Consider the following 14140-nt stretch of genomic DNA (forward strand, 5'->3'; position numbering starts at 1 on the left):
TCCTGTTGCCGCTCGCGCGACTGTGAGGCTATTTTTGGCGGATCTGCCTCGACAGGGCAGCCTGCATTCACGTATGGGTGGCGCGCTTTCGAAAGAAGCTGCGGCGCGTCCAGGGGATATCGACGCAGATCTTGTATCCGGTCCGTGCTCCGGCCTCGGACATAGTCCTGGGACATGAATGATTTGAAACGCTTTCTCCTGGCTTCGCTTCTTGTCCTTGCTTGGGCACTCTCGGTCCCCGTATCCGCTTCAGCCATGACTGTCGTGCCCGAGGGCAATCGCAATACCGTTCAGCCAAAGGTGCCTGGCGCTTCGGTTCGACGGACTCGTGCCGGCAAGACGACTTTCGACGAAAAATACGAGAAGATCCGTGATCTTCTCGCGACGGACAGAACGCTCATTTCCAAGATCAAGTCGACCGCGGCCGCCTATGGCATCGACCCGATCCACATGGTGGGCGCGATCGTCGGCGAGCACACCTATAACGTCGATGCCTATGATCGTCTTCAGACCTATTACGTAAAAGCGGCCGCCTATGCCGGCAATAGCTTCCGCTTCGGCTACGGCGATGAACCGATCGACCAGTTCGTGGATCGTCCGGAATTTTCCAGGTGCGAACGCAGTTCCGATTCCTACAGTCTCTGGACGTGTCGTGAAAATGTCTGGGAAAAAACCTTCCGCGGACAGAAGGTCGGCGGCACGTCCTATCCGGACAACCGCTTCAGTGCCGTGTTCTTCCAGCCATTCTATGCAGGCCAGACATTCGGCCTGGGGCAGCTCAATCCGCTGACGGCCCTGATGTTCTCCGACATGGTCGCACGGACGTCCGGTTATCCGAAGCTCGACGAGAACAAGGCCGCAGAGGTCTATGACGCCATCATGGACCCCGACAAGTCGCTCGCCTACATGGCAGCGACCATCCGACGCTCGATCGACGACTACAAATCGATCGCCCATGTGGATATTTCTCGTAATCCCGGCATCACCGCGACCCTCTACAACACCGGCGGATCGGCTCAGCGCGCGGCAGCGCTTGCTGCTCGTGGCGGCCTGCCGGAAGAGAATTATTACGGCTGGCTCGTCAATGATAAGCTCGATGAGTTGAAATCCCTGCTCTGACACCTGATATCCCGCTGACGAACAGCGGAGGATATGCAGATGGACATGCGGCCCGATCCCTTCGTGCCGCCGGCACCGGAACCGAGAACCGTTCCCCCGTCGCGAATCGAGATCATCCGAACCGTTTTCCGCAATCCCCTCGAACTATGGGGGAAGCCCTCCTTCACGCTTCCCTGGATCGAGACCAAGTTCTTCAAGGAGCGCACCCTGATCGTCAACGATCCGGGGCTGATCCGCCATATCCTCGTAGACAATGCGTCTAATTACGAGATGGCGGAAATCCGGCAATTGATCCTGCGCCCAATTCTGCGCGATGGCCTGCTGACGGCGGAAGGTCCGGTCTGGAAGCGTTCCCGGAAGGCGATGGCGCCGGTGTTTACGCCCCGGCACTCGCGGGGCTTTGCCGGCCAGATGCTGGCGAAGTCTGAAGAGTACGTTGAGAAATATGCCGACGTCGGTGCGGAAGGAAAAGTTTTCGACATCTCGGCCGACATGACGGAGCTGACCTTCGCCATTCTGTCCGAAACCTTGTTTTCCGGCGAGATCGTCACGGAAAGTAATGACTTTTCGGAGGACGTCGATCAACTCCTGCACCGTATGGGACGCGTCGATCCCATGGACCTGCTGCGGGCTCCGGCCTGGGTTCCCCGCGTCACCCGTATCGGCGGGCAGCGCGTGCTGAACAAGTTCCGAGGGATTGTTGCAGACACCATGCGCCAACGGCAGGAGCGGCTGCGCAGCCACCCTGACGATGTGCCTCAGGATTTCCTGACGCTGCTTCTTCAGCTCGAAGGTCCGGATGGACTGACGCTTTCCGAAATCGAGGACAATATCCTCACTTTCATCGGTGCCGGCCACGAGACGACCGCCCGCGCTCTGGCTTGGACGCTGTATTGCGTTGCCCATTCCCCTCATGTCCGGAAGAAGATGAGGAGGAGATTGACCGGGTGCTCGCTGCAGGTGCGGAACCGGTCGATTGGCTCGAGCAGATGCCTTGGGTCCGGGCAGCTTTCGAGGAGGCGTTGAGGCTTTATCCGCCGGCGCCTTCCATCAACCGGGCAGCCATAGCCGATGATGCCTGGACAAGTCCTACGGGCGAAACCGTGAAGATCGACGCGGGCGTCACTGTCCTGATCATGCCCTGGACCCTGCACCGTCATGAGCTCTACTGGGAAAACCCTCGTGCTTTTGTGCCTGAACGCTTCCTGCCGGAAAATCGCGGGCGGCTTAATCGATTTCAATACCTTCCCTTTGGCGCAGGCCCGCGCGTCTGCATCGGCGCGACTTTTGCCATGCAGGAGGCTGTCATAGCGCTGGCGGTGCTGATGAGGCGCTTCCGCTTCGATGCCACGCCCAACTCCCGCATCTGGCCGGTCCAGAAGCTGACCACGCAGCCGCGCGACGGAATGCCGATGAGGGTCAGCTTGCGACCGGCGAAGACGACACTGGAGAATTGATCTTCCACAGCCATGCGTTATTGATCGGTTGACGGATCAGGATTCTCGCGTGGCTTCACCCCTACTTCTCGGCATCGATACCGGCGGCACCTATACGGACGCAGTCCTTTTTCGCGAAGAGGACGGAGTTGTGGCAAAGGCAAAGTCGCTGACAACCCGTCATGATTTGGCAGAAGGTATCGCCGGCGCTGTCGATTCCGTCCTTGATCGGGCGGCAGTTGCACCTTCGGACATTGCTCTTATTTCTCTTTCCACCACATTGGCTACCAATGCGCTTGTGGAGGGGCAGGGCGGCAGGGCTGCACTTGTCATGATAGGCTTCGGGCCGGAGGATTTGCTTCGCGGCGGGCTTTCCGAAGCTCTTGCGGGAGATCCGGTGATTTTTCTTCGCGGCGGGCACGATGTCCATGGCAATGAAACACCGCTGGATCTCGCCCCTCTCGAAGAAGCCATGCCGGAATTGGGCGGCACTGTCTCCTCCTTTGCTGTTGCAGGCTATTTCGCCGTCCGCAATCCTGACCACGAAATCCGGGTGCGGAACCGGATAAGAGCGCTGACTCATCTTCCCGTAACCTGTAGCCACGAGCTTTCTTCGAAGCTGGGTGGCCCGCGCCGCGCATTGACGACGCTTCTCAACGCGCGGCTGGTCTCGATCATCGACCGGTTGATCGGGTCATGCGAGAGCTTCCTCGCCAGGCGGCAGATTGCGGCTCCTCTCATGGTGGTCCGAGGCGATGGCGCACTCATCTCGGCATCGGAAGCAAGGCTTCGTCCGATCGAAACAATTTTGTCTGGGCCCGCGGCAAGCCTGGTCGGAGCCCGCTACCTGACCGGCCTCGATGCTGCTGTCGTGTCCGATATCGGTGGAACGACGACGGATGTGGCGGTTCTGGAAGGTGGCCGTCCTCGGCTGGCGGAGGAGGGGGCGGTCGTTGGCGGTTATCGCACTATGGTGGAAGCCGTAGCCTTGCGCACTTACGGCTTGGGTGGCGATTCGGAAGTGCATATCGACGACCGAGGGCTCATTGTGAAACTCGCGCTCGGCCCCCGGCGCCTGCTTCCCTTAAGCCTGATCGGGTCGGTCCACACAGAGATAGTTCTCGACGCCCTGGAAAGGCACTTGCGGGCGGCTCATGCCGGCCGGCACGATGGCCGGTTTGCGATCCGAACCGGATTGGCGGAGGATGCGGCACAGGGGTTGCAGCCTCAGGAAGAGGCCCTTTACGAAAGAATCGGCCAGCAACCTGCCGCGCTGAACGATCTCCTGACAGCCAATGCGCAGAAATCGACCTTGGATAAGCTCGTCGCCCGCGGACTCGTCCACATCGCTGGCATTACGCCGTCGGATGCCCTTCATGTCCTGGGCCGGCAGGGTCAATGGAATACAGAGGCTGCGCGTCTCGGCTTGACGCTTGCAGCGCGCAAAAAAGACGGTGCCGGCCGACCGATCGCGGCCTCGGCGGAAGACCTAGCGCAACAGATACTCGATCGGCTGACCCGCCAATCGGCCGAGGCGGTCCTGGCAGCCTGCCTTGCGGAAGATGGAGTGGAAGGCATCGATCCGGCCAAATCTTTGGCGGTCGATCGCGCCCTGCAAAGGGCCTCCGGTATCAGCCGCTTCTCTATTTCGTTGGATAGGCCGCTTGTCGGTCTGGGCGCCTCGGCGCCGGTCTATTATCCCGCGATTGCTGCCATGTTGGGCGCCGAATCCCTGGTTCCCGAAGATGCGGATGTCGCCAATGCGGTGGGCGCCGTGGTGGGCCAGGTCCGCGCCGTGGTGACGGTGACCGTTACCTCGACCGAAGGCGGCCGCTTCATGATTGCCGGTGCCGGGGAAAGCGCCATGCTGGCGGGGGAGGAGCAGGCGCTGGATGCGGCCCGGGCGCGCGCCCGATCACAAGCTGCCGGCCGGGCACGGATCGAGGGAGCGGATGAGGTTGTGCTGATGCTTTCCGAAGAGATCGACGCTCCAGAGGTGGAAGGTTCTCGCAAGCTCATCGAAGCGCGCATCGTTGCGACGGCGACTGGGCGCCCGCGCATCGTACAAATATCCAGCTAAGCCCCCTTTTGTTACGCCCGCATTGACAGCCCCGGCTGCGCGGGCAATCTGGCACATCGAAAGATACGGGCATAGGGAGGCTCTGCATGGGATATATTGAGAAGAACGGTCTACGGATCGACGAGGAACTCTATCACTTCTTGGTGGATGAGGCGCTGCCCGGGACGGGCGTGGATACGGACCAGTTCTTTGCCGAATTCTCGCAGATCATTGAAGATCTCGCGCCGAAAAATCGAGATCTGCTGGCCAAGCGCGATGTGTTTCAAGAGAAGCTGGACCAATGGTATCGTGACAATGGCGCCCCATCTGACCTCGCTGCGTATGAGAGCTTCCTGCGCGAAATAGGCTATCTTCTGCCGGAGGGGCCGGATTTCGCCGTATCGACGCAGAATGTTGATCCGGAGATCGCCCATATAGCTGGGCCGCAGCTCGTTGTCCCGGTCATGAATGCACGCTATGCGCTGAACGCGGCAAATGCGCGCTGGGGATCGCTCTACGATGCACTTTACGGCACGGACGCGATTGAAGAATCCGGCAGCGCAGAGAAGGGCAAGGGCTACAACCCGGTTCGGGGCGCCAAGGTGATCGCCTGGGCGCGCGATTTCCTCGATCAGGCATTTCCGCTTTCTGGTGCAAGCTGGTCGGATGTCGCCTCCTTCGTCATTGCCGACGGTCAGCTCAAGGCGGGAGTACAAGAAGGCCGGACGGTGGAACTTGCCAATTCGCGGCAGTTCGCAGGTTATGTAGGCGCACCCGCTGGACCGGACCGCATTCTTCTGGAGAACCATGGGCTCCATATCGAGATCCTGATCGACCCCTCTACGCAGATAGGCAGCGGCGATCCAGCCGGAATCTCCGATATCCTGGTCGAATCGGCCATCACCACCATCATGGACTGCGAGGATTCCGTCGCCGCCGTCGATGCCGAGGACAAAGTCGTCGTCTACCGCAACTGGCTCGGCCTGATGAAGGGCGACCTGACCGAAAAGGTGGAGAAGGGCGGCAACACCATCACCCGCAGCCTCAATCCCGACACGTCCTACACGGCTCCGGATGGATCGGAACGCATCCTGAAGCGGCGCTCGCTGATGCTGATCCGCAATGTCGGTCACCTGATGACGAACCCGGCCATCCTCGATCGCAATGGTCACGAAGTGCCGGAGGGCATCATGGATGCCATTGTGACGGCGCTGATCGCTATCCACGATATCGGCCGAATGGAAAATCCCGGCCGTCGCCAGAATTCCCGCACCGGCTCCATGTATGTGGTGAAGCCCAAGATGCACGGGCCGGAAGAGGTGGCCTTTGCCTGCGAGATCTTCGATAGAACCGAGAAGGCTCTCGGCCTGCCCGCCAACAGCATCAAGATGGGTATCATGGACGAGGAACGGCGCACGACTATCAACCTCAAGGAGGCGATCCGTGCAGCGCGCGAGCGCGTGGTCTTTATCAACACCGGCTTCCTGGATCGCACCGGCGACGAGATCCACACGTCCATGGAAGCTGGCCCGATGATCCGCAAGGGCGACATGAAGCAGGCGGCCTGGATCTCCGCTTATGAAAACTGGAACGTCGATGTGGGGCTTGAATGCGGGTTGTCCGGCCGGGCACAGATCGGTAAGGGGATGTGGGCCATGCCGGACCTGATGGCGGCAATGCTGGAGCAGAAGATCGCTCATCCGAAAGCCGGCGCCAATACCGCCTGGGTCCCGTCACCGACTGCCGCCACGCTTCATGCGACCCACTATCATAAGGTGGATGTCGCGGCGGTTCAGGCAGGATTGAAGAGCCGGCCGCGCGCAAAGCTCTCCAATATCCTGTCCGTACCGGTCGCCTCACGGCCCAACTGGACGCCGGAGGAAGTCCAGCGGGAACTGGACAATAATGCCCAAGGCATCCTCGGCTATGTCGTCCGGTGGATCGATCAGGGTGTCGGTTGTTCGAAAGTTCCGGATATCAACGACGTCGCCCTGATGGAAGACCGCGCCACGCTGCGCATCTCCTCCCAGCATATGGCCAACTGGCTGCACCATAAGCTTGTGAGCGAGGAGCAGATCGTCGAGACGATGAAGCGCATGGCAGCCGTCGTCGATGGGCAGAATGCCGGCGATCCGCTCTATAGTCCCATGGCGGCTGATTTCGAGAACTCGATTGCTTTCCAGGCGGCGCTCGAACTGGTGCTGAAAGGTCGCGAGCAGCCGAACGGCTATACGGAGCCGGTTCTCCATCGTCGTCGTCTCGAGTTGAAGGCACAACTCCCACGCTGAGCATCGTCAATAACGAAGAAGGCCGCAGGTTCGTCACCAGCGGCCTTCTTTGGTTTCAGGTGTTCGCTCTTACTGGATTACGACGACCTTGGTGGCGTGGCCGGGGCGCACGCGCTTGTAGAGATCGATCACGTCCTGGTTCATCAGGCGGATGCAGCCGGACGACGCAGCAGTGCCGATGGAAGCCCATTCCGGCGTGCCATGCAGGCGGAACAGCGTATCCTGGCCCTTTTCGTTGAAGAGATACATGGCACGGGCGCCGAGCGGGTTGTTGATCCCCGGTCCCATGCCGTCTTCGACGTAGCGGGCGACGTCGGGACGACGCGCTGCCATTTCCTTCGGCGGATGCCAGGTCGGCCATTCCTGCTTCCAGGCGACGTAAGCTGTGCCCGACCAGGCGAAACCCTGCTTGCCGACACCGATGCCATACCGCACGGCCCGGCCGCCCGGCAGGATGTAGTAGAGGTGACGCTCGCGGGTGTTGACGATCACCGTGCCCGGCTTTTCCGGCGTGTCGTAATCGACGATCTGGCGCACGAACTCCTTTTTCACGCGGTTGATCGGGATGGCCGGAAGAGTGTAACCTGCATCCGTGACCGAGCCGTACGAATCGGTGAAGATCTGGGCCGTCTCGACCCGAGCAGGCGATTCGGCCTGGGCCGTCGTAGTTGTGTCGGACACTGTGGAGCAGCCGGCCAGGGCGAGCGATGCCAACAGGCCGGATGCGAGCATGCTGTTGCGGATGCGCATGGATATCTCTTGGGTGAATGAATCGATTAACAGGTGCTCTGGCACCCTTCGCCTCAGGTTATTTTCCATAAGCTTAGGCTTGGCAAGCCGTCCCGGTGCTTCAGGCGGCAAGTGCGACATGATTAGAAAAGGTCATGGCGTTTTTGCAACAATTCAGGGAGTGCCGGAACGAGTTCATGACTATACTTAATCTTGTCAGTAACAATCCCTTGATCGATGGCCGCCAATCTGCTCGCGCCATGATGGTCCGCAAAGGGCTGCAGATTTTGCTGCATGACATGCGTCATGCCGTTCTGCCCGAACTTGTTCTGTCGAATGGACGGCGCGCCGACATCGCAACCGTCTCGGAAAAGGGGGAGATCTGGATCGTCGAGATCAAGACGTCGATCGAAGACTTTCGAGTGGACAGGAAGTGGCCGGATTATCGGGATTTTTGCGACCGGCTGTTTTTCGCCACTCACAAAGATGTGCCCCTGGATATCTTTCCGGAGGATTGCGGCCTGTTCCTGTCTGACGGCTATGGCGGGCATATCCTGCGGGATGCACCGGAGCACAGGCTATCGCCGGCTTCCCGCAAGGCGATGATGCTGAATTTCTCTCACGCGGCCGCCCACCGCCTTATGATGGCGGAATGGGCAAATGGCAGGAGCTTCGACGAGATGTAGTCTACTTCGGCGCGCGCTTGGCGAGGACACGCTGCAGTGTGCGGCGGTGCATGTTTAGCCGACGCGCAGTCTCGGATACATTGCGTTCGCACATCTCGTAGACACGCTGGATATGCTCCCAGCGAACCCGGTCCGCCGACATGGGATTCTCCGGGACATCCGCCTTCTCGCCCGGCTGCTGCGTCAGCGCATGGAAGATGTCGTCGGCATCTGCAGGTTTCGCGAGATAGTCGAGCGCGCCGAGCTTTACCGCTGTCACCGCCGTCGCAATATTCCCGTAGCCGGTCAGCACGACGATCTTGGTGTCTCCGCGGCTCTCGCGGATGGCTTGGATCACGTCAAGGCCGTTGCCGTCACCCAGCCGCAGGTCGCAAACGGCATATTTCGGGGGCCGCGCCTTGGACTTCGCAATACCCTCGGCCACGGATTCTGCCGTGTCCACGGAAAATCCGCGGCTTTCCATCGCTCTTGCGAGCCGGCGCAGGAATGGTCCGTCATCATCGACGATCAGCAGCGAAGGATCAGGTCCGAGCACTGCTTCTGCCTGAACCGTCGCATGGTCCTGTTGCGTTTCCATCTTTTCTTCTCTTTCCATGGCATCGAGCCGATGCCTCTTGTTGCACCGCCTCCGTCCGTGGAGGCAGGACATCATTTCCTCTTGTCCGTTTCCATCGCCCATCTGGGCCATTCGACGTCGATCCGCGCCCCCGGTTCACCGCCGGCGCGATTGCCGAAGCGGATTGCTGCGCCGGAGCGCTCCAGCAATGTCTTGGCGATGAACAGCCCGAGCCCAAGGCCGCCAGCGCGCTCGGACTCGCTGGGTCTCGTCGTCATATAGGGTTCGCCGATCCTCGAAAGAATATCGGGCGCATATCCCGGCCCGTCGTCCTCGATCGTGATTCCAACGCGAGCCGGACCATGAGCCACCGTGACCGTGACCTTGTCCTTTGCATAATCTACCGCGTTCTCGATCAGGTTGCCGAGCCCGTAGAGCACGCCGGCATTGCGATTGCCGATCGGTTCCGATCCACGCTCGCCAAGCTCCACCACCTCGATTTCGATCCCAAACTCCCGGTGCGGGGCTATCACTTCCTCGATCAGCGAGGAGAGCGGCAGCCGGCTCAAGTGCTCTTCGCTGTCGGTGGAAAGGGAGGTGAGGCGGCGCAGAATATCCCGGCAACGTTCACTCTGGCTGCGAAGAAGTTGCACGTCCTCGCGAAACCGGTCGTCACCCCGCAGCTCCCGCTCCATTTCCTTGGCAACAACACTGATCGTGGCGAGCGGCGTGCCCAGTTCGTGCGCTGCCGCTGCCGCCAGTCCGTCCAGCTGCGACAGATGCTTCTCCCGCTCCAGTACCAGTTCCGTCGCCGCGAGCGCGTCAGCGAGCAAGGTCGCCTCGTGAGAGACTTTGTAGGCGTAGAAGGCCGCAAAACTCATCATAGACGCGATGGAGCACCACACGCCGAGCTGCATGACCGGCTGGATACGCAACATCTCACCAGGATACCAAGGCACATCATAAGGAGAGAGGGCGAGCACGGTCGTGCAGATCAGGGCGAACAGGATCAGCAGCACCGAATGGCGAATCGGCTGCGACGCGAAGGAAATGATGACGGGCACGCAGATCAGCGGCGCAAACGGATTGGCCAGCCCACCTGTGATGAAAAGTAGGGACGCCATCTGAAGAAGATCAAAGCCAAGCAGAGCCGCAGCAGAGTGCGGGCCAAGCCGATGGGTCGTCGGAAACCACGTAGACAGCATGAGATTGGCCGCCGCCAGTGCTGCGATGAGGATAGCGGCTTCCATCAGCGGCAGGGGAAATCGCAAGAGAAAGGCGACGATCACCACTGTCGCCGTCTGGCCGGCGACAGCAAGCCAGCGCAGCCGAACCAGGGTTTGCAACCTCATATGTCGACTGGAGCTGCCGAACTGGGCGTGCCGGAGCAAAGCTCCTCTGTCTTCCGTTGCCACCATTGTTCCTGCCTGCATCCCTTCCGCCGTAGGCTCTTCTTAACCCCAACCATTGTCGGTCAGAAGAGGTCCTGCCCCGGAGCGGCATTGTGTCACGTGCCGCGGGGTTTGGCCCGCGTCGTCGGCATGGCGTTCGCGGGATCCTCCGGCCACGGATGCTTCAGATAGCGCCCGCGCATCTCTGCCCGCACATCCTTCCAGGAGCCGGCCCAGAAACCGGGCAGATCGCGAGTGGTCTGGATCGGACGATGTGCCGGCGAGGTCAGCTCGAGCAGCAGCGGAAGCCGCCCGCCCGCGATAGAAGGGTGTGACTTCAGCCCAAACAACTCCTGCACGCGAATGGTCAGTACCGGTTCCTCTCCATCGTAGCGGATGGGATGCCGCTCGCCGGTAGGCGCCTGGAAGTGCGTCGGCGCCAGCCGGTTGAGATCCTGCAGGATGCCCTGCGGCACAAGCGACCGCAGTCCCTCCGTCAGGCTGCCCGGTTGAATGGCGTCGAGCCCGGAGGCGCCTCCCTGGAAAGGCACAAACCATTCCTCCAGCCTATCGAGCAAGGTCTCGTCACCAAGGTCGGGCCATGGGTCGCCAATCGAGCGATGCAGAAAGCCGATGCGCTCGCGCAGCTGCGCGCCATCCTTTGAAAACGGCAGCACACGAATACCGAGCTCCCGCACGCCTTCCGCCAATGCTCTCGCGGCCACGTCGCCTCGTGGCCGGGGTAGCGGCGTCTCGTCGAGCACGATCGCCCCGAGCCGCGTGACTTTTCGTGCGCGGACCTGCCGGCTGGCGCGGTCGAAGAAAAATTCCTCCCGTTCTACAATGGCCTGCGGGAGTTCGGCCTCCACCTCTACCCGGCTGATTTCCGCGGCGGATAAGATGCGCGCTTGGGCCGCCCGTCCCGTCAGATCCGCAACAACGAGCATGGCGGCGCCGGCCAGCCGTTCCGTCTGCTCCAGTTCGGCGCCGCGCCCGTTGGCGAGCACGAAACGTCCCCGGCCACCGCGCTGCAGGGCTATCCGATCCGGATAGGCATGCAGGAGCAAGCGCCCGCAGGAAACGGGTCCGGCGGAAGTGGCTTTCTTTGGCAGCTGCGAGAAAATCCGCTCCGCGAGCTTGCGGGCGCTTTCGGCGCGCTCGCCCCTTTCGCCTCGAAACCGACGCAGCCGCTCGTCCAGATCGACATCGCTGCCGCCCAGGCCTTGTTCCGTCATGAGCACCGCCAGCAGGCAGGCATCGCGCCCCGAGCCTTCCTCTGCAGCTGAAGTTGCCATGGCAGCAAGCCGCGGCGGAAGGGCAAGCTCGCGCATCAGCTTACCCTTCTCGGTCGTGCTGCCTGACACGCCCAATGCGCCAAGCTCGGTCAGCAAGGCCTTCGCCTCCAGGAACGCAGCCTTCGGAGGCGGATCCAGAAAGGTCAGTGCCGACGGATCCTGCACGCCCCAATGCGCCAGATCCAGAACCAGGCCGGAGAGGTCGCTGGCGAGAATTTGCGGCGGGCTGAAGGGCGTCAGCGCTGCGGTCTGCCCCGAATGCCACAGCCGCACTGCGATTCCGGGCTCCGTGCGGCCGGCACGGCCTGCACGCTGGTCGGCCGACGCGCGCGAGACACGAACGGTTTCCAGTCGGGTGATCCCGGTCGAAGGTTCGAAGACTGGCAGGCGCTGCAGCCCGCTGTCGATGACGATCCTCACCCCGTCTATGGTGATCGACGTCTCCGCGATCGACGTGGCGAGCACCACCTTGCGCGTTCCGGCGGGCGCAGGCTTGATCGCCAGATCCTGTTCCCTCTGGGAGAGATTGCCGTAGAGCGGCACGATCATGGTCTCGGCTGGAAGCCGGCTTTCAAGCCGCTCCGCCGTCAGCCGGATTTCCGCCTGCCCCGGCAGGAAGGCCAGAATTGAGCCGGTCTCCTGCCGGTGCGTCTCGATGATTGCCCGAGTCACTGCGTCCTCGATCCGTTCATTGAGCGTCCGGTCGCGATATTGGATATCGATCGGGAAGGTGCGCCCCTCGCTTTTGATCACCGGCGGATCGCCGAGCAGCGCCGCCACCCTGTCCACGTCAAGGGTCGCCGACATCACCAGCAGGCGAAGGTCCTCGCGCAGGGCGGTCTGGACGTCCAGTGCCAGCGCCAGTCCGAAGTCCGCATCGAGCGACCGCTCATGAAATTCGTCGAAAATGACGACCGATACCCCCGCCAGTTCGGGGTCATCGAGGATCATTCGCGCGAATACGCCTTCCGTGACCACCTCGACTCGCGTCCTGGACGAGATACGGTTGTCGAGTCGCATCCGGTAGCCCACCCGCTCCCCCACGGTCTCCTGCAGCAGCGATGCCATCCGTGAAGCTGCAGCCCGCGCCGCCAGCCGGCGCGGCTCGAGCAGGATGATCTTTCCCGTGCACCAGGGCTGATCGAGCAGCCACAGCGGCACCAGCGTGGTCTTACCCGCGCCCGGCGGTGCCGACAGCACGGCCCTCCTGCCATCAGTCAAGGCGTCGGCCACCTGATCCAGAACGTCGCTGACGGGCAGGATCGGCAGCGTGCCTCCGATTTGCCCCGCCTTGGAGGCTGCCATCAAGCCGTACCTTTCGACTTGGCTTGTTGATAGGCAAGCACGGCGCCCGCTAGGTCCTCGAGTGCGGCGCCGACCGATTTGAACAGCGTGATTTCGTCGCGGTTGGTTCGGCCCGGATGCCGGCCGGCGACAAGATCTGCCAACTCCGCCTTGATGTCAGCTTCGTGCAGGACGCCGGCTTCCATTGGCTGGACGATGTCGCCGCCCTCCTTTAAAGCGCCAGCGCGCGTATCCACGAAGATGGAGGACCGCTGCACCGCTTCGTCGTCACTTTCCCGCATGCTGGGCTTGAAGGCGCCGACGAGGTCGAGATGTGTGCCCGGCTTCAGCCATGCGCCCTGGATAAGCGGCGTCTCCGACAGCGTGGCGCAGGAGATGATGTCGGCTTCATGAACTGCCTCGGCCAGATCGCCAACCGGCTCGGCGGCAAGACCAAGCGCCTTGGCCTGCTCAACCGTTTCCCCGGCTTTCACAGCACTACGTCCCCAGACGAGGAAGCGTTTCAGTGGGCGATGCACCGCGTGGGCCTGCATCAGGTTGAGGGAGAGGCGCCCGGTTCCCGCCATCAGCATGACCTCAGCATCCTCGCGGGCAAGGTAACGTGCGGCCAGGGCCGATGTCGCGGCGGTGCGGCGCGCCGTCAGCTCTCCCCCTTCCACCATGGCCAGCATTTCTCCGGTCTTTCCCGAGGAGAGAAGGTAGCTGCCGATAATGGTGGGCAAGGCCCGAACGTGGTTGTCCGGAAAGAGGTTGAGGATCTTTACACCTATATGGTCGCCAGGAACCCAGGCCGGCATGAGGAGCATGATGGCGGCCGCTTCGCCCGGCACCTCCATCTCATGATGATGTCGCATCGGAACAACGCAGTTGCTGCGGAACATGTCCTCTAGGGCGGCAATGAGCTCGACCCAGGGTAGGGCGTCTCTCGTCTGATCCGCATTCAGTACCAGCATGTCCGGCTCCATCCATTGATAAGCGATCATCTTTATCAATGGCGGGCCTGACGATGGAAGCCCTTACCGCCGGATCTTAAAAGGCCTTACGACCGGCTGTGCGAGACCGGTAAAAGAAAATGACAGTTTTGCGAAAAAGTATGTTGACGTTGAAAATGTGTAGGACTATAACGCCGCTCACTGACGAGGGCGGCGGCGCTGCTAGCGACGAAGTTCTTCGTTCTGAAGAAATCCAAGAGAGATTGGCATTTTGCTGATGGGCCGGTTTTAACGGTTGGGTCCTGGATTGAAGACGTGTCTGTCATAGTTTGACGATGTGTCGG

General features: G+C 61.4%; 9 protein-coding genes and 1 pseudogene. 5 read left to right on the forward strand and 5 right to left on the reverse strand.

The annotated features are described in order from the left end of the window. The first annotated feature begins 174 nt into the window (after window positions 1-174). The 4 genes and pseudogenes from EPK99_RS24450 (at window position 175) to EPK99_RS24465 (ending at window position 6902) form a co-directional block, all read left to right on the forward strand. Window positions 175-1119 (forward strand): DUF1402 family protein, encoded by a 945-nt coding sequence (locus EPK99_RS24450; RefSeq protein WP_128445707.1) that lies wholly within the window; start codon window positions 175-177, stop codon window positions 1117-1119. Window positions 1120-1158: 39 nt separating this feature from the next. Continuing rightward, a pseudogene (locus tag EPK99_RS24455) lies at window positions 1159-2576 on the forward strand (cytochrome P450). Window positions 2577-2625: 49 nt separating this feature from the next. Then, on the forward strand, window positions 2626-4635 hold the full coding sequence (locus EPK99_RS24460; RefSeq protein WP_128445708.1) for a hydantoinase/oxoprolinase N-terminal domain-containing protein: 2010 nt from the start codon (window positions 2626-2628) through the stop codon (window positions 4633-4635). Between the two features lie 86 nt (window positions 4636-4721). Then, window positions 4722-6902, forward strand: coding sequence for a malate synthase G (locus EPK99_RS24465; protein ID WP_128445709.1), 2181 nt, complete (start codon window positions 4722-4724; stop codon window positions 6900-6902). A gap of 69 nt (window positions 6903-6971) precedes the next feature. Here EPK99_RS24465 and EPK99_RS24470 read toward each other — a convergent pair whose 3' ends face one another. Continuing rightward, window positions 6972-7652, reverse strand: a complete 681-nt coding sequence (locus EPK99_RS24470; RefSeq protein ID WP_128445710.1) for a L,D-transpeptidase — start codon at window positions 7650-7652, stop codon at window positions 6972-6974. A gap of 176 nt (window positions 7653-7828) precedes the next feature. On the opposite strand from EPK99_RS24470, the gene EPK99_RS24475 reads away from it, so the two are divergent. Further along, the gene (locus EPK99_RS24475) at window positions 7829-8317 is read left to right on the forward strand and encodes an MmcB family DNA repair protein (RefSeq protein ID WP_128445711.1); all 489 of its coding nucleotides are present in this window, start codon (window positions 7829-7831) and stop codon (window positions 8315-8317) included. A gap of 1 nt (window position 8318) precedes the next feature. Here the strand turns inward: EPK99_RS24475 and EPK99_RS24480 are convergent, their stop codons facing one another. From EPK99_RS24480 to lhpI, 4 genes are all read right to left on the reverse strand, one after another. Then, window positions 8319-8894, reverse strand: coding sequence for an ActR/PrrA/RegA family redox response regulator transcription factor (locus EPK99_RS24480; protein ID WP_128445712.1), 576 nt, complete (start codon window positions 8892-8894; stop codon window positions 8319-8321). Between the two features lie 71 nt (window positions 8895-8965). After that, window positions 8966-10291, reverse strand: a complete 1326-nt coding sequence (locus tag EPK99_RS24485; RefSeq protein ID WP_164901888.1) for an ActS/PrrB/RegB family redox-sensitive histidine kinase — start codon at window positions 10289-10291, stop codon at window positions 8966-8968. Window positions 10292-10380: 89 nt separating this feature from the next. Next, window positions 10381-12864, reverse strand: coding sequence for an ATP-dependent helicase HrpB (gene hrpB / locus EPK99_RS24490; RefSeq protein WP_128445714.1), 2484 nt, complete (start codon window positions 12862-12864; stop codon window positions 10381-10383). Continuing rightward, window positions 12864-13817, reverse strand: a complete 954-nt coding sequence (gene lhpI, locus EPK99_RS24495; RefSeq protein ID WP_128445715.1) for a bifunctional Delta(1)-pyrroline-2-carboxylate/Delta(1)-piperideine-2-carboxylate reductase — start codon at window positions 13815-13817, stop codon at window positions 12864-12866. The genes hrpB and lhpI overlap by 1 nt, the downstream gene beginning before the upstream one ends. Between the last annotated feature and the right edge of the window lie 323 nt (window positions 13818-14140).

The organism is Neorhizobium lilium (assembly GCF_004053875.1).
Classification (GTDB): Bacteria; Pseudomonadota; Alphaproteobacteria; order Rhizobiales; family Rhizobiaceae; genus Neorhizobium; species Neorhizobium lilii.

What these genes read in the sequence shown, in the direction of transcription:
- EPK99_RS24480 (WP_128445712.1), bottom strand. Translation starts at nt 8,894, where the DNA reads ATGGAAACGCAACAGGACCATGCGACGGTTCAGGCAGAAGCAGTGCTC.
- EPK99_RS24450 (WP_128445707.1), top strand. Translation starts at nt 175, where the DNA reads ATGAATGATTTGAAACGCTTTCTCCTGGCTTCGCTTCTTGTCCTTGCT.
- lhpI (WP_128445715.1), bottom strand. Translation starts at nt 13,817, where the DNA reads ATGCTGGTACTGAATGCGGATCAGACGAGAGACGCCCTACCCTGGGTC.
- EPK99_RS24475 (WP_128445711.1), top strand. Translation starts at nt 7,829, where the DNA reads ATGACTATACTTAATCTTGTCAGTAACAATCCCTTGATCGATGGCCGC.
- EPK99_RS24465 (WP_128445709.1), top strand. Translation starts at nt 4,722, where the DNA reads ATGGGATATATTGAGAAGAACGGTCTACGGATCGACGAGGAACTCTAT.
- hrpB (WP_128445714.1), bottom strand. Translation starts at nt 12,864, where the DNA reads ATGGCAGCCTCCAAGGCGGGGCAAATCGGAGGCACGCTGCCGATCCTG.
- EPK99_RS24485 (WP_164901888.1), bottom strand. Translation starts at nt 10,291, where the DNA reads ATGGTGGCAACGGAAGACAGAGGAGCTTTGCTCCGGCACGCCCAGTTC.
- EPK99_RS24470 (WP_128445710.1), bottom strand. Translation starts at nt 7,652, where the DNA reads ATGCGCATCCGCAACAGCATGCTCGCATCCGGCCTGTTGGCATCGCTC.